General features: G+C 57.7%; 25 protein-coding genes and 1 tRNA gene. 15 read left to right on the forward strand and 11 right to left on the reverse strand.

Annotated features, from left to right (window positions below):
• Positions 1 to 520, forward strand: a 520-nt coding sequence (locus AC221Y_RS08725) for a LysE family translocator (protein ID WP_486707179.1), incomplete at its 5' end; no start/stop codon positions are given.
• A gap of 407 nt (positions 521 to 927) precedes the next feature.
• Positions 928 to 1,527 carry a pseudouridine synthase gene (locus tag AC221Y_RS08730; protein ID WP_486707180.1) on the forward strand — a complete coding sequence of 200 codons (600 nt, stop codon included), beginning with the start codon at positions 928 to 930 and terminating at the stop codon, positions 1,525 to 1,527.
• Between the two features lie 46 nt (positions 1,528 to 1,573).
• On the opposite strand, the gene AC221Y_RS08735 is transcribed toward AC221Y_RS08730, so the two are convergent.
• Entirely contained in the window at positions 1,574 to 2,059 is a 486-nt protein-coding gene (locus AC221Y_RS08735) for a VOC family protein (protein ID WP_486707181.1), read from the reverse strand.
• Positions 2,060 to 2,142: 83 nt separating this feature from the next.
• On the opposite strand from AC221Y_RS08735, the gene AC221Y_RS08740 reads away from it, so the two are divergent.
• A complete protein-coding gene (locus AC221Y_RS08740) occupies positions 2,143 to 2,883 on the forward strand; it encodes a YkgJ family cysteine cluster protein (RefSeq protein ID WP_299754072.1) in 741 nt (246 codons plus the stop codon).
• Positions 2,884 to 2,887: 4 nt separating this feature from the next.
• On the opposite strand, the gene AC221Y_RS08745 is transcribed toward AC221Y_RS08740, so the two are convergent.
• The 3 genes from AC221Y_RS08745 to AC221Y_RS08755 all read right to left on the reverse strand — a co-directional run bounded on the left by AC221Y_RS08745 (position 2,888) and on the right by AC221Y_RS08755 (position 4,774).
• Positions 2,888 to 4,321: an aldehyde dehydrogenase family protein gene (locus AC221Y_RS08745; protein WP_299754071.1), complete on the reverse strand. Its 1,434-nt coding sequence runs from the start codon at positions 4,319 to 4,321 to the stop codon at positions 2,888 to 2,890.
• A gap of 169 nt (positions 4,322 to 4,490) precedes the next feature.
• Complete coding sequence (ykgO, locus tag AC221Y_RS08750; protein ID WP_005850168.1) at positions 4,491 to 4,616, reverse strand: type B 50S ribosomal protein L36; 126 nt, start codon at positions 4,614 to 4,616, stop codon at positions 4,491 to 4,493.
• A gap of 83 nt (positions 4,617 to 4,699) precedes the next feature.
• Positions 4,700 to 4,774 (reverse strand) — tRNA-Val (locus AC221Y_RS08755).
• A gap of 176 nt (positions 4,775 to 4,950) precedes the next feature.
• Between AC221Y_RS08755 and AC221Y_RS08760 the strand changes: the two genes are divergently transcribed.
• From AC221Y_RS08760 to AC221Y_RS08770, 3 genes are all read left to right on the forward strand, one after another.
• Entirely contained in the window at positions 4,951 to 5,784 is an 834-nt protein-coding gene (locus tag AC221Y_RS08760; protein ID WP_299754078.1) for an N-formylglutamate amidohydrolase, read from the forward strand.
• A gap of 63 nt (positions 5,785 to 5,847) precedes the next feature.
• Positions 5,848 to 6,207 (forward strand): hypothetical protein, encoded by a 360-nt coding sequence (locus tag AC221Y_RS08765; RefSeq protein WP_486707182.1) that lies wholly within the window; start codon positions 5,848 to 5,850, stop codon positions 6,205 to 6,207.
• Positions 6,208 to 6,278: 71 nt separating this feature from the next.
• Positions 6,279 to 6,401, forward strand: coding sequence for a hypothetical protein (locus AC221Y_RS08770; RefSeq protein ID WP_299754069.1), 123 nt, complete (start codon positions 6,279 to 6,281; stop codon positions 6,399 to 6,401).
• Here the strand turns inward: AC221Y_RS08770 and AC221Y_RS08775 are convergent.
• Positions 6,398 to 7,570 carry a lytic murein transglycosylase gene (locus tag AC221Y_RS08775; protein ID WP_299754068.1) on the reverse strand — a complete coding sequence of 391 codons (1,173 nt, stop codon included), beginning with the start codon at positions 7,568 to 7,570 and terminating at the stop codon, positions 6,398 to 6,400. The two genes, AC221Y_RS08770 and AC221Y_RS08775, sit on opposite strands and share 4 nt — an antisense overlap.
• Before the next feature lie 190 nt (positions 7,571 to 7,760).
• On the opposite strand from AC221Y_RS08775, the gene AC221Y_RS08780 reads away from it, so the two are divergent.
• Positions 7,761 to 8,129 carry a hypothetical protein gene (locus AC221Y_RS08780; protein WP_299754067.1) on the forward strand — a complete coding sequence of 123 codons (369 nt, stop codon included), beginning with the start codon at positions 7,761 to 7,763 and terminating at the stop codon, positions 8,127 to 8,129.
• On the opposite strand, the gene AC221Y_RS08785 is transcribed toward AC221Y_RS08780, so the two are convergent.
• Complete coding sequence (locus AC221Y_RS08785) at positions 8,080 to 9,084, reverse strand: glutathione S-transferase family protein (protein WP_299754066.1); 1,005 nt, start codon at positions 9,082 to 9,084, stop codon at positions 8,080 to 8,082. The two genes, AC221Y_RS08780 and AC221Y_RS08785, sit on opposite strands and share 50 nt — an antisense overlap.
• Before the next feature lie 215 nt (positions 9,085 to 9,299).
• On the opposite strand from AC221Y_RS08785, the gene AC221Y_RS08790 reads away from it, so the two are divergent.
• Positions 9,300 to 9,647, forward strand: a complete 348-nt coding sequence (locus AC221Y_RS08790; RefSeq protein ID WP_299754065.1) for a hypothetical protein — start codon at positions 9,300 to 9,302, stop codon at positions 9,645 to 9,647.
• Between the two features lie 12 nt (positions 9,648 to 9,659).
• Here AC221Y_RS08790 and hemC read toward each other — a convergent pair whose 3' ends face one another.
• Positions 9,660 to 10,601: a hydroxymethylbilane synthase gene (gene hemC / locus AC221Y_RS08795; protein WP_299754064.1), complete on the reverse strand. Its 942-nt coding sequence runs from the start codon at positions 10,599 to 10,601 to the stop codon at positions 9,660 to 9,662.
• 111 nt (positions 10,602 to 10,712) lie between these two features.
• On the opposite strand from hemC, the gene hemE reads away from it, so the two are divergent.
• The 3 genes from hemE (at position 10,713) to AC221Y_RS08810 (ending at position 13,651) form a co-directional block, all read left to right on the forward strand.
• Positions 10,713 to 11,759, forward strand: a complete 1,047-nt coding sequence (hemE, locus tag AC221Y_RS08800; protein WP_299754063.1) for a uroporphyrinogen decarboxylase — start codon at positions 10,713 to 10,715, stop codon at positions 11,757 to 11,759.
• Between the two features lie 147 nt (positions 11,760 to 11,906).
• On the forward strand, positions 11,907 to 12,800 hold the full coding sequence (locus AC221Y_RS08805; protein ID WP_299754062.1) for an NAD(P)-dependent oxidoreductase: 894 nt from the start codon (positions 11,907 to 11,909) through the stop codon (positions 12,798 to 12,800).
• Complete coding sequence (locus AC221Y_RS08810) at positions 12,797 to 13,651, forward strand: DMT family transporter (RefSeq protein WP_299754061.1); 855 nt, start codon at positions 12,797 to 12,799, stop codon at positions 13,649 to 13,651. The genes AC221Y_RS08805 and AC221Y_RS08810 overlap by 4 nt, the downstream gene beginning before the upstream one ends.
• Here AC221Y_RS08810 and AC221Y_RS08815 read toward each other — a convergent pair.
• From AC221Y_RS08815 to AC221Y_RS08830, 4 genes are read right to left on the reverse strand one after another with little or no spacing between them, the layout of a single operon-like run.
• Complete coding sequence (locus AC221Y_RS08815; protein ID WP_299754060.1) at positions 13,621 to 14,067, reverse strand: NUDIX domain-containing protein; 447 nt, start codon at positions 14,065 to 14,067, stop codon at positions 13,621 to 13,623. The genes AC221Y_RS08810 and AC221Y_RS08815 overlap by 31 nt on opposite strands.
• 1 nt (position 14,068) lies before the next feature.
• Complete coding sequence (locus tag AC221Y_RS08820; protein WP_299754059.1) at positions 14,069 to 15,154, reverse strand: 5-(carboxyamino)imidazole ribonucleotide synthase; 1,086 nt, start codon at positions 15,152 to 15,154, stop codon at positions 14,069 to 14,071.
• Positions 15,147 to 15,626, reverse strand: a complete 480-nt coding sequence (gene purE / locus AC221Y_RS08825) for a 5-(carboxyamino)imidazole ribonucleotide mutase (RefSeq protein WP_299754058.1) — start codon at positions 15,624 to 15,626, stop codon at positions 15,147 to 15,149. Before purE ends, AC221Y_RS08820 begins: the two co-directional genes overlap by 8 nt.
• A gap of 60 nt (positions 15,627 to 15,686) precedes the next feature.
• Positions 15,687 to 15,911: a YdcH family protein gene (locus tag AC221Y_RS08830; RefSeq protein ID WP_299754057.1), complete on the reverse strand. Its 225-nt coding sequence runs from the start codon at positions 15,909 to 15,911 to the stop codon at positions 15,687 to 15,689.
• A gap of 165 nt (positions 15,912 to 16,076) precedes the next feature.
• On the opposite strand from AC221Y_RS08830, the gene AC221Y_RS08835 reads away from it, so the two are divergent.
• The 4 genes from AC221Y_RS08835 to AC221Y_RS08850 form a co-directional block, all read left to right on the forward strand.
• The gene (locus AC221Y_RS08835) at positions 16,077 to 16,487 is read left to right on the forward strand and encodes an Hsp20 family protein (RefSeq protein ID WP_299754056.1); all 411 of its coding nucleotides are present in this window, start codon (positions 16,077 to 16,079) and stop codon (positions 16,485 to 16,487) included.
• 14 nt (positions 16,488 to 16,501) lie between these two features.
• Entirely contained in the window at positions 16,502 to 16,729 is a 228-nt protein-coding gene (locus AC221Y_RS08840) for a DUF1150 family protein (RefSeq protein WP_299754055.1), read from the forward strand.
• Between the two features lie 90 nt (positions 16,730 to 16,819).
• The gene (locus AC221Y_RS08845; RefSeq protein ID WP_299754054.1) at positions 16,820 to 17,569 is read left to right on the forward strand and encodes a pyridoxine 5'-phosphate synthase; all 750 of its coding nucleotides are present in this window, start codon (positions 16,820 to 16,822) and stop codon (positions 17,567 to 17,569) included.
• Between the two features lie 140 nt (positions 17,570 to 17,709).
• On the forward strand, positions 17,710 to 17,958 hold a 249-nt coding region (locus tag AC221Y_RS08850; RefSeq protein WP_486707183.1), incomplete at its 3' end, for a LysE family transporter.

Consider the following 17,958-nt stretch of genomic DNA (forward strand, 5'->3'; position numbering starts at 1 on the left):
ATTCCGAAAAGCGCTTTGGGGTGTGCTGGCAATCCTGACGCAGGCTTCGCTGTTTTTGAGCCTTTCGGCCATCGGTGTGACGGCTCTTATCGCGGCGTCGCCTGATGTGTTCTGGGTCGTGCGGATGGCGGGTGCGTTGGTTTTGGTCTGGTTGGGTATTCGCACGTGGCGCAATGCGACAACGCCGCCGAAACTCGCGAATACCTCTGCGGGATCAATTTTTGGCAATGCCTTCATGATCGCAACGATAAATGCGAAATCCATTTCGGGCTATGTTGCTGCCTTTTCGCAGTTTGTTGAACCCGGTGTTCCCACTGGCACATTAATGTATTGGATATTTCCAACCGCCTTGGTCATTACGACCGCAAGCTATTCGGGATATACAGCTATTGGCGTTGCGCTTGGGCGCGCGGCCTTGGGTGCGGTGTTCAATGGGTATTTTCGGCGCGGGATGGCGGTTCTTTTTGTGATCTACGGCGTGCTACTTGGGGTTTGGGGTCAACAGATGAGTGTTTCATGAATGGGTCGTGCCTGCGCGGGTCCGTAGTATTTGAGGTGGCGCGGCCGCGCCGCGCGCCGTATCAACGTGCCATTGTCGGCAGTGTCGTCGGCAATCGGGACATGTCTGGTCTTCGGCACAAGTCGATTTGGCTGGAAGCGCGATTGCCGGTCCGGTGCGCTGGTATGCGGCCACAAAAAGCGGAAAACGTGGATTTTGCGGGACGTGCGGCTCGTTTTGTTCTGGAAAGCGTGTGATGAAGCTGCGATCGCGTTTGCCTTGGGCGCAGTTGATGACGCGACGCCTTTCAAGCTGGAGAAGCACATCTTTGCTGCCGAAAAAAGCGATTACTATGAAATTTCAGAAAGCGTGCCGCAGTTTTGAATTCTGAATACACTCCCCCTGATGTACCGCTTGATGTGATCCATATGGACCACGAAATATTGATCGTCGGTAAGCCTGATGGCTTGCTCTCTGTCCCGGGAAAAGGCGCGCATCTAGCCGAATGTTTGCTGTCGCGCGTTCAGGCGGCCTTTCCGGAGGCTCTTTTGGTGCATCGGTTGGATCGCGATACCTCCGGGGTGATGGTCTTCGCGCTCACCCGGCACGCGCAACGACATCTTGGGCTTCAGTTCGAAAAGCGCTTCATCAAAAAGATGTATGTTGCGCGGGTGCAGGGGCAGGTGGCGGAAAAAACCGGAATAATTGACTTGCCGCTGATCGTTGATTGGCCAAACCGGCCGCGCCAGATGGTTGACCATGAGAACGGCAAAGCTGCCTTAACCGAGTGGCGCGTGCAGCGCAGCAATGAAAGTGAGACGCGGATCCGCTTGTTCCCACAGACCGGCCGGTCGCATCAACTTCGAGTCCATATGCTGGCAATTGGGCATCCCATTCTTGGGGACCCGTTCTATGCGGAAGGACCCGCACGGAAGTTTTCGCGTATGATGTTGCACAGCGAAAGCCTGCGTTTACGTCACCCCGACGGGGGCATTGGGATGACATTCAAAGTGAAGACGCCGTTCTAGGGGTGATTTTTTAAGGACCTTGGTTAGGGTTTTAGCGTCCAAAGCATCAGTCTTCAGGCGGTTCAAGCTGGTGCTCGAACTTTTCGCGCAAGTGCCTGTGCCGGGCTGGCAGCGTCAGCGAGTCGCCAAGATGCGCGGTGTCTTCGTCGACGTCGAAACTGGGCGCGTTGGTTGCGATCTCAAACAGAACACCGTTGGGGGTCGGAAAGTAGATCGCCCAGAAGTCGTTACGGTCGATCACGGGCGTTACCTGATATCCCGGTTCCATAAGCGCCTCGCGGGCCTCTAATTGCCGCGCGCGGTTTTCAACGGCGCAGGCGATATGATGTCCCGAGCCTGCGCCTTGACCTGCTGAAACCGCCAAAGGAAGGATTTCGATATCGATCGTATTGGGTTCGGTCCCGCCGGGAACACCAAAGCGCGCTATTTTTCGAAGCTGAAGATGCGAGCGATGTGACGTGGTGCAGTCCTTTGATCTGGGATAACATCGTAGATCGCAAAAGTCTGGTTTCCCCAAAGATATAATGTTCATGAATTCGGTAGATAGTTGCGTATGCGTGCAGAGTTTGATCGTTTTTGCACATGAGAGTCCGTCTAGCGTCGGAGGCAACGCTTATGAAAAGCTTTAAGACATTGACTGATTTGCGGGCAAGGGTAGCAAAAGCCTCCACAAAAGGTGTACCGCCGGCGTTGCGCGATCCTGCGCGCGGTGCGTTGGTGGCGTGGATCGACACGGCGATACAGTATGAGATGCCTTTGAATGCAGCCCTTCGCCGGCTCAGAGATGGGGACGCCGCCGAAGCGATCGGGCGCACCGCAATCGCACCGCAGCTTGCCGATCCGAACGGTCCTGCGGCAAAAGCGGCCTGTGCGCCTGGGTGCGCTTTCTGCTGCATCCTAAGTGGCGATGACGGTGGTACGATCACCCAGGCTGAAGCCCGTCGCCTGCATCAGGCTTTGGTCCCCGTGGCCGGTGCACCGGATGGTCGGGCTTGGAATGCGAAGGCTTGTCCTTCGCTTGATCCTGAAACGCGGCTTTGCCGCGCCTATGACGCACGGCCGATGATCTGTCGCAGCTATATGTCGTCGGATGTATCTGCGTGCGAAATGATTGCTTCGGGTGCAACGGTCCAGGGCGCCGGGGTTCTTGGCGCGCACACTCTGTATCTTGCTGTTTTGACGCTTACGCGGAACCTGCTGAGAGGCATCGTCCGTGTGCCGACCTACAGCCTTTCGCGGGTTGCGGCAGGCGCCGTGGACGGACAAAGCGAGGACGATGCCTTGAACTCTGCCCGCCATGGGACGCACGAACTCGATGATGAGGTCGCGCGACAGGCCGCCATGTTGAAGCGTTAGGGTATCAGTCTGGCCAGCCGCCGACAGATTTGATCTCGACGAATTCCTCAAGACCCCAAACACCGCCTTCACGTCCGTTGCCGGAATGACCGACGCCGCCAAAGGGAGCGCCTTGGCCGCGGCTTTGACCATTCATCTGCACCATCCCGGAATGAAGCTCTCGGGCAAAGCGCTTGAGTTTCTCCGGGTCGCTTGACTGCACATAGTTCGTCAGGCCGTAGACCGTGTCGTTGGCAATCGCGAGCGCTTCGTCGGCCGTATCAAACGGCATGATTGACAAAACGGGCCCGAAAATTTCTTCGCGCATAATCGTCATATCCGGGGTCACATCGGCGAAAACGGTTGGACAGACAAAGTATCCACGGTTGAGGCCATCAGGTCGTCCGACACCGCCTGCTGCGAGACGCGCGCCTTCATCGAGGCCGGACTGGATCAAAGATTGTACTTTGTTGAACTGCAACTCGCTGACAAGCGGACCAATGTGCGCGCCCTTCTCAGCAGCCTTTGCGACGTGGGTGTTGCGCGCAATTTCAGCGGCTTCTTCGACCGCGCGCTCGTACCGCGACCGTTCAACCAACATGCGGGTGGGCGCGTTACACGACTGTCCGGTGTTCTCAAAGCAATGACGCGCGCCACGTTGCACCGCGTCATCATCGGCGTCAGCAAAGACGATGTTCGCCCCTTTGCCGCCAAGTTCCAATGACACGCGTTTCAAAGTTTCTGCGGCAGCTTTCGAGATAGCGATCCCTGCACGCGTGGACCCGGTGAAGGAAATCATATCGACGTCAGGATGCACGGAAAGCTGCGAGCCGACGCCAACGCCGTCGCCGTTTACCAGATTGAACACGCCTGCCGGAACACCAGCAGCGTCAACGATTTCGGCAAATAGGAGAGATGATAGGGGCGCTATCTCGGACGGCTTCAGCACCATCGTACAGCCGGTTATCAGCGCGGGAATTGCCTTCAGGGTTACCTGGTTCATTGGCCAGTTCCACGGTGTTATCATGCCGACCACGCCGATCGGGTCCTTAATGATCCGGGTTCCGGCCTTGCCATTCAGGCGATGCTCCCATTCGAAGCCCTGGACAGCTTTGAGGAAGCCACGGATGTGCGAATCGCCGGAGCTGACTTGTTCTTCGAGGGAAAAGTCGATCGGTGCGCCCATTTCAAGGCTCATGGCTTTCGCCATGTCGTGTTGGCGTTCGGTATAAACCTCAAGAATGTTTCGAACGTAAGCGATCCTATCAGCCACAGAAAGCGCCCGCCACGCGGGCAGAGCCGCTTTAGCAGCCGCAACCGCGGCATCTGTATCGGCTTGACCACCGAGCGAAATGGTTGCGACCGCTTCTTCAGTCGACGGATCAATAACGTCACAGGCTTTGCCGGCAATGGGGTCGACCCACGAGCCGTTGATATAAAATTGGCGCTTTTCAATCATGGGGCGTCCTTCGCTTTGTCGGCTGAGACATGTCACTAGGAGTGCGGTGCGGCAAGCGGTCGAAGCGCAATTTGATCAAATTATTCGCGGTGAATCACAATACTACACACAAAAAAGACCGCATTCTTGCGAAGCGGCCTTTTCTAAATTCTGTCGCCGTCAGAGCGAATCAGCCCTGACGTGCTTTGAACCGACGCTGCGTCTTGTTGATCACATAGACGCGGCCCTTGCGGCGCACGACGCGGCAATCACGGTGCCGGTTCTTCAGCGAGCGGAGCGAGTTGCGAACTTTCATAGTCCTTCTCCCTTTGTCGCGGCGCGTGAAGAGCGCCTTAGGTTTCGTTTCTGCCATATTTCCCGAAGGAATATGACGGTTCATGGTGGGCGATACTGGGATCGAACCAGTGACCCCTTCGATGTCAACGAAGTGCTCTACCGCTGAGCTAATCGCCCTGTCTTCAAACTTTTCCACCCTGTTCAAAAGAACAATACGCGGGGCAAGCCCCGCGCTGGTCGGGCTGGCTATAGTAGGTTCGCCTCATCACTTCAAGGGCTTTTGGCATACAGAAGAATTGCTCTATAATCATTTTGAGCAAGGAGCAGAACGCGTGAAACCCTATAGACTGAGGATGCCGGATGTCCGGACAACAAGCGTTGTCTTCGCCTCGCCCCATTCAGGGCGCGTGTATCCGTGGAGCTTTGTGCGCCGCTCGGTCTTGGATGAACGCACGCTAAGATCATCCGAGGACGCGTTTGTAGACCAACTCTTTGATCTTGCGCCGAAACATGGCGCGCCTCTTCTAACGGCGACTTATCCGCGGGCTTGGATCGATGTGAACAGGTCGTTCGATGAACTGGACCCTGCGTTGATCGAAGGTCTGACGCGCCAGACGCATAATCCACGCGTAGCCTCGGGGCTCGGTGTGGTGCCGCGTGTTGTTGCAAACGGGCGCGCGATTTATCGTGGGAAGCTTACTAGACGGGAAGCCGATACCCGTATCCGAGATGTTTGGAAGCCCTGGCACGACGCGATTCAGGTCTTGCTCGACGAAAGTCATGCTCTGTTTGGCGAGGCGGTTCTGATCGACTGCCATTCGATGCCTCATGAAGCTATCGAAAGCCTGTCGCATCCGCGTGGGACGCGGCCCGATATCGTTCTGGGCGACCGGTTCGGCGCGGCCGCTGGAAGCCAGATTGTTGACCGCATCGAGGCAGCTTTTGCGGCGACTGGTCTGCGAGTTGCACGTAACGCGCCATTTGCCGGCGCCTTCGTGACGCAGCACTATGGGCGCCCTTCGCGAGGGCAACACGCCGTCCAGATCGAGATTGATCGCGCGCTTTACATGAACGAGCAGGCCATTCGGCCAAACGGAAATTTCCAAAGTTTTGCGGGTCTGATGGAGATCGTAACGGCTGAGATTGCAGAGATTGGGAGACGGGATATTCCGTTGGCGGCCGAATAGGCAACGCAATCGTGATTGGTCACAGCTCTGTTAGTAACGCAGTTTTGGACCATGAGAATTGTGGTGATTTTTGTCTTCACTATCCTGGCCGGTCTGGCGTCGGCCTTGGGCGGCCTTCGTGACAGTGATACTCGGCTTGAACAGAGGGAACTGACCGGCTTGTTGGCGGGGCAAGTCATTGAATTTTTTGATGGTTCCAAATCTACTTTTCTGAATAGTGGACGGTACAGGTATACTTATACAGATGACGGTCCAGTCTGGGAGGGAACATACGTCTTGGGTGACAACAGCCAGGTTTGCATCAATTTCGACAACGGCTCCGCGCGCTGCGATGTCTTCGTAAAAGACGGCACACGCGCAATCCTCATCACGGCCGAGGGCGTAAGGTTTCCAGTTCGGAACATCAGTGTTGCCGCCGATTAGGGGCGGATTTCCTTGAAATGACCGGCACTTACCGCTCACCTTCCCCTCGGTGGTAAAGAGTGGGGGTTTTCATGAAAGATTTTCTCCTGGCCGGTTTGATTGTGATTGCTTTAGCAGCGATTATGAATGTCGGGTCAGTCAGCAACGGTTTGGGGTGTAAGCCCGGTGACCGTGGCGTCATTCAGATTTGTTAGAGCGCATTTAGTAGCGCCTGTGTTGGCCATGCGTCAGCCGGCAACCCGAGCCGTTTTTGCTCGGCTTGAACCGCTGCGCGGGTGTTTGCGCCCAAAATACCGTCGATCCCACCAACGCCATAGCCACGTGACTGTAGCTTTCTCTGCAGGGACTTCATCGCGTCGCGACCAAGGCCGGGCGCCGGGTCTCCGGCCGTAAGGCGAGGGGCGCCTTCAAGACGAGTTGCGAAATACGCAGCTGTGGTGACGTAGACAAAGCTTTGGTTCCACTCGAAAAACACATCGAAATTTGGGTATGCCAGAAACGCGGGGCCGCGGTGGCCCTGCGGTAAAACGATGGATGCGGGTAGATTTGGGGCCGCGAGCTGGCCACTTTTCGGGGCGACCCCGGCGCGCGCCCAGTCGCGCGCGGCGCGTTTTTTATCCAGCCCGGTTGCGAACCAATTGAAGTCACGCGGCATGGTCACTTCCTGAAGCCATGGCTCGCCAGCGCGCCAACCAAGCGAGCTCAGCATTTTGCCGCCAGACGTCAAAGCATCGGCGGGCGAGGTCTTGAGTGTGACGTGGCCGTCTCCGTCTCCATCGACCCCATTTTCGATGATGTCTCTGGGCAACATTTGCACCATCCCGATCTCTCCGGCCCAGGCACCGGTCGTGCGGGACGGATCGAGATCGCCGCGTTCGTAGAGCTCCAAGGCGGCAAATACCTGTGGGCGAAAAAGTTCGGGACGGCGGCAATCATGCGCAAGTGTGACCAGCGCGTTAACCGTATTGAAGTCACCTTGAACAGCGCCGAAGTCGGTCTCGAAGGCCCAGAATGCCAGCAGAACGCCGCGCGAGACGCCATAGTCACGGTCGATCCGATCAAACACGGCGTCCCATTTCTGGCCGTTGCTCAGCCCGCTTTGGAAACGGTTATTCGAGATCAACCGGTTCGAGAAATCGAGGAAAGGCCGAGTGAAAATCCCTTGGGACCTATCCGCCCGCAGGACCGCGTCGTCCTTTGCAACATTGGCAAAAAAGCGATCTGTGGCAGCGGCTGAGGCACCCTTGTTGCGCGCCTCGGATTTCAAATCTGCAACGAAACTTTGAAACGAGCCGCCGCATGCAAACGCGGCTGATGCGGGCAATACCAAAGCGACTGCGAGGGCGGAGAGGAGATGTTTCATGACGACCGTGATCCGTTGGAAATGTTGTGCGAACCCTAGCATCGACACGTCGCGGAGCAAGCCGGAGATCGGCAAGACGTCGCCAAAGGTTAACAAAAAATTCACTCAAATTAACTGCTTGTGCAGTATTCACAGTCAAATATGCCCGCGGGGTAGACATCCGCAGCGGTTCCCCGCCGCCGGAGCGGGAATGGTGGTATTGATTGATGCAAATAGTCCGGGTCTGGCGCGCATTTGGTCGCGTCATCTGGAGCGCGCTGAAACGACTTGGGCTGTCGTCCACAGTCAGGCGGACGCGGTGAACTACAGGCTGATACGCAGTATCGATGTGATTTTGCTTGATCTTGGTCTTGAGAATGGCAGCGCAATCGCGATTGCAGACTGTGCCAGCGATCGTTGGCCTCGTGCCCGCGTTATGCTTGTTTCCAAAAGCACCTTTTTTCTGGCGGCTCGATTTTCAATCACATTCCGAACGCCGCTGCGATTGTCGGGTATCACGGCGGTGCAAGCTAAGCGGCGCTTGCCTTTTCGCGACCGTGCGGGGCGTCCCAATCGATGACCGGATTGATCGGAATGATCCGGTGCGGATTGATGGTTTCGTGGCTAAAGTGATAGTGGCGCACGATGTGGTCGAAGTTGACCGTGTCCGCGATCAGACTGCCGTTCGGTGCGGTCCATTGATAGAGTTCGCGCGTGTAGGCCCAAAGGTTCGGGAAATCGACAATCCGATTGCGATTGCACTTGAAGTGCAAGTGATAGACCAGATCGAAGCGGAACAAGGTCGGCACAAGCCGCCAATCTGCCTCTGTGATCTGGTCGCCCATAAGATATCGGTTTGTTGATAAATGATCTTCAAGCCAATCGAGTGTTTCAAACAATTTGGTGACAGCATCGTTGTAAGCGTGCTGTGACATGGCGAAGCCGCACTTATACACGCCATTGTTAAACGTGTCGTAAATTCGCGCGTTCAAAGTTTCGATCTCGTCGCGCATGTGGGCGGGCCAAAAATCGTCTTTATTGCCTGTCAGCGCTTCGAAAGCCGAGTTGAACATACGAATGATTTCGGAGCTTTCGTTCGAGACGATGGTCGCGTTCTTTTTGTCCCACAGGATTGGCACCGTGACACGCCCTGAGATACCGGGATCGGCCTTGATATAGATGTCGCGCGCGAAGGGCAGGCCAAACAGCGTGTCGCCAGTCGCGCCTGGGAATGTCGCATCAAATGTCCAGCCGTTCGAAAGCATATCGGGATGCACCACAGAGACGGTGATGATGTCTTCAAGTCCCTTGAGTTTGCGGAACATCAGGGTTCGGTGCGCCCAGGGGCATGCAAGCGAAACATAGAGGTGGTAGCGGTCCGCCTCGGCCTTGAAGCCGCCGTTGCCGGAGGGGCCGGGGGCGCCATCGGCAGTGACCCAGTTGCGGAATTTCGCCTTTGAGCGAACGAATTTTCCGCCCGAGGCTTTCGTATCGTACCAGACGTCGTGCCAGACGCCGTTAACAAGCTGACCCATGCGTGATCTCCTTTGGCGTCTCATATGGGGCGAGGGTGACTAAAAACCATATCCGCAAAAACAGAGTGGCTGTGCGGAAATGCGGGAGTCGAAAACAGCCGCCGACGAAATCATGTGATCTCCCCGGTATTGTTTCACTTTTCCATCGTGAAATCAGTGTTCTCTTTGACGTTGGAGCGAATCGCTCCATGATCTGGCTTGGGGGGAATGATGCTATGTCAGAGTATCTGCCAAAAGAGGTGCGTCAGGGGCTTGAAGCTGCGCGTAAACGCAGCCGAGCTAAGAAAAGCCGTCTGCGGGTTCAGGTCGGCGACCAGACGTTTACCATTTTACGCTACTGGGATGAAGGATTCGCGATTGATGCCGACGAGGGGCCGCAATTGCGCGGGCTTGTCGATGTCTACGACGGTGCGCGGCATATGTCGCAGTGCCTGATCGTGGCGTCAGAGGAGGACGCGGGCGAGATGGTCTACGAGTTCAAGCGCGAGACAATCGCGGCGGATCGTGCGCCGTTGGATTACGAACGTGCTGAACATGCGCCGGTTGCTTTAATCGGGCGCTGACGACGCGTCCCTTCAGGACGCGGTTTTCCAGTCAAAAAAGCCATCGCCTGCGCGCGCCAAAAGGCTTTCCGCAAGTTCACGACCGATTGCGACGCCGTCTTCGATTGGGCCGGTGCGGCTGTCGCTTAGCGCTTCTGAGCCATCGGAACGCAGGATCTCACCACGCAGGGTAAGTGTGCCTCCGTCGAGCGTAGCAAGGCCCGCGATCGGTGTTTCACAGGATCCATCGAGTGCGGCGAGGTAAGCGCGCTCTGCAGCAAGGCGCTGCCCGGTTTCCAAATGGTGTAATGCCGCAAGTATTTCGGTCGCGCGGGCGTCGTCGCCACGGCGTTCGATCCCGATAGCGCCTTGTGCCACGGCGGGCAACATTTCGCTGATATCTATGGCTGTTGCGGGGACTTCAGACATGCCGAGACGGTTCAGACCAGCCATCGCAAGGAAGGTACAATGGGCCACGCCAGCTTCAAGTTTCTTCAACCTTGTCTGAACGTTACCGCGAAACTCGACGATCTCAAGGTCGGGGCGTCGGTTCAGAAGTTGCGCTTTGCGGCGGAGCGATGACGTGCCGACCTTGGTGCCGGGGGCGAGGCCAGAAAGCGTGCCGCCTGCGGGTGCGATGAACGCGTCGCGGACGTCTTCGCGAGGCAAGTAGCAATCGAGTGTCAGACCGCCCGGTTGATCAACGGGCATATCCTTCATGGAATGGACGGCGATGTCGATCCTGCCTGCAAGCAGGTCGTCCTCGATTTCCCGCGTAAACAAGCCCTTTCCGCCGATCTCCTTCAATGGTCGGTCAAGGATCGCATCGCCGGTCGTTTTGATCACAACGATCTCGATGGCCTCGGATGGCAGATCGAATGCGGCGCAAAGGCGGTCGCGGGTTTCGTGGGCTTGCGCAAGCGCCAGAGGAGACCCTCGGGTGCCGATGCGGAACGGATTTTCGATATCGGGCATTTTTCTCATGAGTGAATGTCTAAGGGCCTCGGAAAATACTGACAACTGATTGTGTTGACAATCGTACCTCTGACTGGGACCTCTTTCGTCGATCAATGAAGGTATTCTGACATGGCAAAAGAAAAGTTGATTCTGCGCGCGCTGGCTGGCGAGACGTTGGACACCCCTCCGATCTGGATGATGCGGCAAGCTGGACGGTATCTGCCGGAATATCGCGCGACGCGCGCCGAGGCCGGGGACTTTCTGTCTTTGTGCTATAATTCCGACCTTGCAGCCGAGGTCACGCTTCAGCCAATCAGACGCTATGGCTTTGATGCGGCTATTCTTTTCGCCGATATTCTGTTGATCCCTCAAGCGCTGGGCGCGGACCTTTGGTTTGTCACTGGCGAGGGACCGCGGCTGTCGACGATCACGGATCAGGCTGGATTTGATGCGTTGAAGCCCGGCGATGCGATCCATGATCTCCTTGCACCGGTCTATGGCACGGTTCGCACATTGGCGCGTGAGTTGCCAAAAGAGACGACGTTGATCGGCTTTGCGGGCGCGCCCTGGACGGTTGCGACATATATGATCGCGGGCCGTGGCACGCCTGATCAGGGGCCTGCGCATGCTTTAAAGGCCGGAAATCGCCCGCTTTTTAGAGCGCTTATGGGTCGGATCGAGGAAGCAACGATTGAATATCTCTCGGCGCAGATCGAGGCCGGGGCGGAAGTCGTAAAGTTGTTTGATAGCTGGGCTGGATCGCTGAAAGGGGAAGATTTTCAAGAGTTTGCGCTGGAACCCACGAGGCGGATCATAGCGGAAATGAAAGTGCGGCATCCGGGTATTCCTGTGATTGTCTTCCCGCGCGAGGCTGGCGAAAAATATATTGGGTTTTCAAAGGCTACGGGGGCCGATTGTGTGGCTTTGGACAACTCGGTTGATGCTGCCTGGGCGGCGGAGCACGTGCAGGTTGATGGCTGTGTACAGGGCAACCTGAAATCAAGCCATATGGTGACAGGTGGACAAGCTTTGGTGGACGAAACAGGCGAGATTTGTCGGGTATTATCAAAGGGTCCCCATATCTTTAACCTTGGCCACGGGATCACGCCGGACGCTGATCCTGAGAACGTACAACTGATGATCGACACCGTGCGAAATGGGGCTTGGAAGGGCTAAAAACCCACGTCGGCACGACGCCGGCGTAACGGCGGTATTGCGCCGGTGCTGACGTTCGCGGCTTTAGATATTCGCTAAGGACCAGAGCCGTTTTTTGGCGACTCATTCGAAGCGGGTCTTGGCAAAAAAGGAACGAAAGGCATTCTGATGGTGGAGCGGATTGGAATAATCGGGTTGGGCCGTATGGGCTGGGCCTTGGCCGCGCGGCTGGCAACACAAGGTGTCGAAGTCCGCGGATGGACGCGCAGCGGCGTCGACGCAGCGCGCGCGAAGGCGGATGGTTTTCAAGTGACCGGCAGTCTTGAAGACCTTGTCGCAACCTCAGATGTTTTGATCCTGTCATTGTTTGATGACGCCGCCGTGCGCGAGGTGCTTGCCAGTTTGGCCGCGTTGGATTTGGGCAGCCGGTTGGTGGTCGAGACTTCGACTGTGTCGCCTGATATTGTGCGACAGATGGTGGGCGCGATCGAAACGGCGCAGGGGCGCCTCCTAGATGCGCCGATCTCCGGGGGCCCGAACATGGTGGTTGCAGGAACCATCGGCATATTCATTGGGGGCCACGATGCTGACGTGGAGCGGTTTGCACCGGTTGGCGCGCTGTTGTCGGCAAAATGCGTGCACGTAGGACCGCTTGGAGCGGGCGCATCGGCCAAGATTGTCAACAACATGGCGCTGGGCGGAATGTGGGAAGTCCTGTCGGAGGCGATGGAAACGGGCGCAAGGCTGGGCTTGCCGTTTGAGACGATGCTGGGGTTTTTGGAGACGAGCCCTGCGGCCGCGCCTGCCTTTGTGACGCGCCTTCCGATGATCCGTGGAGACATGGAGGCCGTCGGCTTTTCTGTTGCGGGCATTCTAAAGGACCTTGCGGTGATAAGACGCGCGGCGTCGTGTGTCGGTGCGAATGTTCCGGCCATCGACGCTGCCGCCGACAGGTACGCGCAGATGATGGATGCTGGCCGCGGGGCAGAAGATCTGTCCAAAGTGATACCCCATTCTTATGCCAAGGCCTTTGCGGACGATGAAAGCGGCCAAGAGGGATGAGGCTTCTTGCGCTCACCGCTTTGACAATGGTCGCCTTTGCGTCGAATTCGATCCTCAATCGTTGGGCGCTTTTGGATGGCACGACCGGACCGGCTGCCTTTCAGGCATTGCGGGTTGTGGCAGGGGCGGTGTGCCTAGGGGTTTTGCTTCTATTGCGAGGTGGTTTGCCGCCATTGTTGGTGAGGCGGCGTGCGGTCGGGACCGGATCACTCATGGCCTATATGCTGGGCTTTTCGTTCGCTTATGTGGCTTTGGACGCGGGTGTCGGGGCCTTGATCCTGTTTGGCGGCGTGCAAGTGACGATGTTCGCTGGGGCCTTGCTCAAAGGCGAGAGGCCGCCCGTTTTGCGCTGGGTTGGTGCGGCCGTGGCGTTTGGCGGGTTGGTCTGGCTTTTGTGGCCGGGCGCGTTCGGGGCGCCTCCTTTGGGAGCAGCGTTGATGATGGGGATCGCCGCAGTCAGTTGGGGCATTTATTCGCTGGCCGGGCGCGGGGCGAGCGATCCGATGGCCGAAACGGGGGCGAATTTCATCTGTTCGATCCCTTTTGCCTTGGTGGCCTTGTTAATCGTGCAGGATGGCATGAGCGTGTCAGGCGCATTTCTGGCGATTGTCTGCGGCGCGATGACGTCGGGCTTGGGCTATGCGCTTTGGTACAGTGTTTTGCCGAAGCTGGACGCGGCGGTGGCGGCGTTGGTTCAGCTTACGGTGCCGGTGATCGCGGTTTTGGGCGGCGTTTTGATCTTGGGCGAGGTGGCCAGCGGGCGGTTGATCATGGCCAGCGCCGTGGTGCTTGGCGGCGTCGCTTTGGGCGTGCTGGGCGGTCAGCGCAGGATGGGTTCCAAGAGGTCATAGGCGGCGCGTTCATCGTGATCCCATGCGACGTCAGCCAAGCTATCGGGTTTGACGCGCAAGGTGGCCAATTCCGCGCGCGTGACCCAGCGGCGGTCGGTGACGACGCCTTCGGGGTCTTTCCAATCTTCTGAGGTTTCGCCCGCGACAACCGTGCAGCGAAAGTAGATATCGACCTGATGAAAGTCGCCGTCGGGATCGTGGAACTCGTTGATCAGGACACACGCGCCAACGGCTACGGTCAGGCCGGTTTCCTCAAGGACTTCGCGCGCGAGGTTTTCTGGAAGGGATTGGTGAAGCTCGGCCCCTCCGCCGGGGGCGCACATAAGGTCGCTTTTGCCGTCGGGCCATGCGTTGACGAGAAGAAGTTTGTCGTCTTTGAAGATCAGACCGCGGGTGGCGAGGCGGATGCGGCGCATGTCAGTTGCGGTCGGTTACGGGGCCAAGAATGCGGGTGACGTGGCCCATCTTGCGGCCCGGACGCGCTTCGGCTTTGCCGTACAGGTGGAGCCGCGCGCCGGTTTCGCATGCGATGTCATGCGTTTGATTGATGTCGTCGCCAATGAGGTTGGTCATTTCAACGTCCGAGTGACGCAAGGGATCTACAAGCGGCCAGCCTGCGACGGCACGGATGTGTTGTTCAAACTGGTCGATGACCGCGCCGGCTTCGGTCCAATGGCCTGAATTGTGCACGCGCGGGGCGAATTCGTTGATGATGAGGTTATCGCTGGACACGAACATCTCGACGCCGATCACCCCGATATAGTCGAGCGCGGTCAGGATTGTGCCTGCGATGCCGAAGGCGCGTTCGCGGGTCGCGGCGGAGATGTCAGCGGGGACCCGCGTGGTATCGAGGATGCCGTCCTTGTGGACGTTTTCGCCCGGTTCAAAGCAGGCGATGGTGTCGTCGAGGCCACGCGCGGCAATGACGCTGATTTCGCGGTCGAAATTGACGAAACCTTCAAGAATCGCATCGGCCCCGTTCATCGCGGCAAGCGCTGCGGGGGCGTCGTGGCGGTCATTGATGCGCGCCTGCCCTTTGCCGTCATAACCAAGGCGTCGGGTTTTCAGGATTGAGGGCATGCCGATTTGAGCCAATGCCTGCGCCAGGTCGGCCTCGGTGTTGACGGTGGCGAAGGGAGCCGTTGCGAGGCCGATGTCGATCAGGAATGTCTTTTCGGCCAGGCGGTCCTGACTGGTGGCAAGCGTCTGGCGGTTGGGGCGGATCGGCACGCGCGCTTCGATCAGGTCGAGGGCGGCGGCGGGGACGTTCTCGAATTCGTAAGTGACCACGTCGACGCTTTCGGCGAAGGCGGCAAGAGCTTCGGCGTCGTCGTATGATGCGGTGGTGAGCCGGTGGGCGGTCTCACCTGCGGGCGGGTTCGCTCCGGGCTCATAGATGTGGACTTTGAGGCCCAGGCGGGCGGCGGCCATCGACAGCATTCGACCAAGCTGGCCTCCGCCGAGGATCCCGATGGTTTGTCCGGGATTTAGCGGCTTAGTCATCGCGGGGCTCTTGCGGGATCGAGGCTGTGAGGGCGTCTCGCCAAGCGTCGATACGGGCGGCGAGGGTGGCATCGGTTGTGGCAAGCATCTGGGCGGCCATCAGGCCCGCGTTCATACCGCCGCCGATTGCCATTGTGGCTACGGGAAAACCGCGCGGCATTTGCAGGATCGAATAGAGACTGTCGAGGCCGTTCAGGGCGCGGGTTTCGACGGGAACGCCAATCACGGGGATGCGGGTCTTGGAGGCCATCATGCCGGGAAGGTGGGCGGCACCACCTGCACCAGCGATAATCACTTGCAGACCGCGATCAGCGGCAGTTTTGCCGTAGTCCCAGAGGCGATCCGGGGTGCGGTGCGCAGAGACGATCTTAGTCTCGTATGCAACGCCAAGCGTGTCGAGAATTTCGCATGCGGGTTTCATGGTCGGCCAGTCGGATTGACTGCCCATGATGATGCCAACTTTTACGGTCAAGCGCTGATCCCCCGTGGTTTCGAGCGGACCCTAGCGATGGAGCTCAAGGGTCGCAACGTTTCAGGCAATGATATCGGGCGTCAATTCGTCTTCAAGCTGAGCAATGCGGTCTTTGAGCAAAAGTTTCTGCTTTTTCAGGCGTTTTGCGGTCAAAGGATCGCCTGTTCCACGATCGTCCAGCGCACGGATTGCCTCGTCGAGGTCGCGATGCTCGCGCCGCCACGTTTCAAGCTTGAAGCGCAGAACCTCTTCGTGGTCCATCTTGTGTGGCGGAGCTTGCGTCATGTTATTTGGCCGAGGGTTGTGTGTCAGACCTTTAGATAACGTGAACGCCCTTAATTTCAAAGCGCGAACTGGCCTTGTTAACGCCGCATTGCGTCCCCATATTTCTAACTCAACCGGTCGCCGATAGGGGCCGGACACCGCACCGTCGCTTTATAAGGACGTCGCATGACAAAACTAACCTTGGGGACGCACCCCTATCTTCTGGGCTTTGACCAGCTTGAACGGCTGGTGGAACGCACAGCGAAATCCGAAAACGGCTACCCCCCGTATAATATAGAGCAGGTGCGTGACAACGGGTTCCGCATCACGCTGGCAGTGGCCGGATTTGGTGAGGACGACTTGTCGATCACAGTAGAGAACCGGCAGCTTGTTGTGCGGGGAAAGCAGGCAGATGACGGTGCGGATCGGGTGTTTTTGCATCGTGGGATCGCGGCGCGGCAGTTTCAGCGGACATTTTTGTTAGCTGATGGAGTCGATGTTGCGGGCGCGTCGATGGAAAACGGCTTGCTGCATATCGATATGGCGCGCGCCGTGCCGGATCAGGTGGTGCAGACAATCCGCATAAATAAGACTTGAGAGGAGCAGATGGTATGAATACGCAATTTGATTTCAAAAAGCTGGACGCTGATAAGATTGTCTACGTTCGTCAGGTGGCGGTCGCGGACCTGCCGGAAGATGTGCAGGATCAAGCCATGGGCAGTGAGCATATCTATGCCGTCCATTCGGCTGATGGCGCGCGTCTTGCTTTGGTCAAAGACCGTTCGATGGCATTTGCTTTGGCGCGTCAGAACGATTTCGCCCCGGTGAACGTTCACTAATTCCTTTTGGGGCGGGTTTCCCGCCCCTTTGCGCTTGTTAAGTCGGCGCGCGCTACTAGTCTCTGCCCAGACAAGGGCAAGGAGGCCAACATGGCAGAGCTAATCCCCCTCAGATTGGGCGTAAACATCGATCACGTGGCTACTGTGCGCAACGCGCGCGGAGGGGCGTATCCTGACCCGTTGCGCGCGGCCAAGATTGCCGAGGAAGCCGGAGCAGACGGGATCACCGCGCATTTGCGCGAAGACCGCCGGCATATCTCGGATGCCGACATTGATGGTCTGATGGACGTTTTGTCAGTGCCCTTGAATTTCGAGATGGCAGCGACGGACGAGATGCAAAAAATAGCATTGCGTCACAAGCCGCATGCTGTGTGTATTGTTCCGGAAAAGCGGGAAGAGCGCACCACCGAGGGTGGGCTGGAAGTCGCGAGGGACGAGAACCGTCTGGCGCATTTTATCGCACCTTTGCGTGATGCCGGGTGCCGGGTCTCGATTTTCATCGCGGCAGAAATGCGCCAGATCGAGGCGGCGAACCGGATTGGCGCGGAAGTGATTGAATTGCACACCGGGGCGTATTGCGAGGCCCATGCCGACGGTCTCTTCGAGGAACGCGACGCCGAGTTGGTGCGCCTTTGCGAGATGTCGAACTTCGCGCATTCGCTTGGGCTTGAGGTGCATGCCGGACATGGACTGACGTATGACACGGTGGCGCCGGTGGCGGCGATTGCGGAAGTGCGGGAATTGAATATCGGGCATTTCCTGATTGGTGAGGCAATCTTCCTGGGGCTTGAACCCGCGATCCGTGAAATGCGTACGATCATGGATGAGGCCCGCAAGTGAGCGTTGACCTTTGGGTTGTTCTTGTCGGCTGAATGTTAGCAGGCGCAAGCCCAGGTCCCGCGACTTTGGCAATCTCGTCGACGGCGATCGGAAAGGGACGACGCGCATAAGTCGGCGCGGTGTAATTGTTATGACTGGCGATCGAATCGCTGCGGTCTGCGTGGTACGGCAGGTCTTTGTCAGCACGGGCAGACGGAAGCAGGCATAGTTTTCTGCGCGGCTTGGCGATCCACCTGACCAATCCGAAAGCTATTTTGGCCTGGGGCGCGATCTCTGCAATCGCTTTGCCGCGAGACGCCTCGATGTGGGATTTCTGGTTTTTATATTGGGCATTAATAGCCTGTTCATCGGTCGTGTTGCTTGGGTATGCGGTGTTGGTTTCCGCCAGA

The sequence above is a fragment of the Boseongicola sp. genome (assembly GCF_057460485.1).

Bases quoted from the DNA above. Each gene is read 5' to 3' on its own strand.
- ykgO (WP_005850168.1), bottom strand. From the start codon at position 4,616: ATGAAAGTTCGCAACTCGCTCCGCTCGCTGAAGAACCGGCACCGTGAT.
- AC221Y_RS08745 (WP_299754071.1), bottom strand. From the start codon at position 4,321: ATGATTGAAAAGCGCCAATTTTATATCAACGGCTCGTGGGTCGACCCC.
- AC221Y_RS08740 (WP_299754072.1), top strand. From the start codon at position 2,143: ATGAAAAGCTTTAAGACATTGACTGATTTGCGGGCAAGGGTAGCAAAA.
- AC221Y_RS08840 (WP_299754055.1), top strand. From the start codon at position 16,502: ATGAATACGCAATTTGATTTCAAAAAGCTGGACGCTGATAAGATTGTC.
- AC221Y_RS08785 (WP_299754066.1), bottom strand. From the start codon at position 9,084: ATGGGTCAGCTTGTTAACGGCGTCTGGCACGACGTCTGGTACGATACG.
- AC221Y_RS08845 (WP_299754054.1), top strand. From the start codon at position 16,820: ATGGCAGAGCTAATCCCCCTCAGATTGGGCGTAAACATCGATCACGTG.
- AC221Y_RS08790 (WP_299754065.1), top strand. From the start codon at position 9,300: ATGTCAGAGTATCTGCCAAAAGAGGTGCGTCAGGGGCTTGAAGCTGCG.
- AC221Y_RS08760 (WP_299754078.1), top strand. From the start codon at position 4,951: ATGCCGGATGTCCGGACAACAAGCGTTGTCTTCGCCTCGCCCCATTCA.
- AC221Y_RS08775 (WP_299754068.1), bottom strand. From the start codon at position 7,570: ATGAAACATCTCCTCTCCGCCCTCGCAGTCGCTTTGGTATTGCCCGCA.
- AC221Y_RS08730 (WP_486707180.1), top strand. From the start codon at position 928: ATGGACCACGAAATATTGATCGTCGGTAAGCCTGATGGCTTGCTCTCT.
- AC221Y_RS08835 (WP_299754056.1), top strand. From the start codon at position 16,077: ATGACAAAACTAACCTTGGGGACGCACCCCTATCTTCTGGGCTTTGAC.
- AC221Y_RS08805 (WP_299754062.1), top strand. From the start codon at position 11,907: ATGGTGGAGCGGATTGGAATAATCGGGTTGGGCCGTATGGGCTGGGCC.
- hemE (WP_299754063.1), top strand. From the start codon at position 10,713: ATGGCAAAAGAAAAGTTGATTCTGCGCGCGCTGGCTGGCGAGACGTTG.
- AC221Y_RS08810 (WP_299754061.1), top strand. From the start codon at position 12,797: ATGAGGCTTCTTGCGCTCACCGCTTTGACAATGGTCGCCTTTGCGTCG.
- AC221Y_RS08815 (WP_299754060.1), bottom strand. From the start codon at position 14,067: ATGCGCCGCATCCGCCTCGCCACCCGCGGTCTGATCTTCAAAGACGAC.
- AC221Y_RS08830 (WP_299754057.1), bottom strand. From the start codon at position 15,911: ATGACGCAAGCTCCGCCACACAAGATGGACCACGAAGAGGTTCTGCGC.
- hemC (WP_299754064.1), bottom strand. From the start codon at position 10,601: ATGCCCGATATCGAAAATCCGTTCCGCATCGGCACCCGAGGGTCTCCT.
- AC221Y_RS08770 (WP_299754069.1), top strand. From the start codon at position 6,279: ATGAAAGATTTTCTCCTGGCCGGTTTGATTGTGATTGCTTTAGCAGCG.
- AC221Y_RS08780 (WP_299754067.1), top strand. From the start codon at position 7,761: ATGGTGGTATTGATTGATGCAAATAGTCCGGGTCTGGCGCGCATTTGG.
- AC221Y_RS08820 (WP_299754059.1), bottom strand. From the start codon at position 15,154: ATGACTAAGCCGCTAAATCCCGGACAAACCATCGGGATCCTCGGCGGA.
- AC221Y_RS08735 (WP_486707181.1), bottom strand. From the start codon at position 2,059: ATGAACATTATATCTTTGGGGAAACCAGACTTTTGCGATCTACGATGT.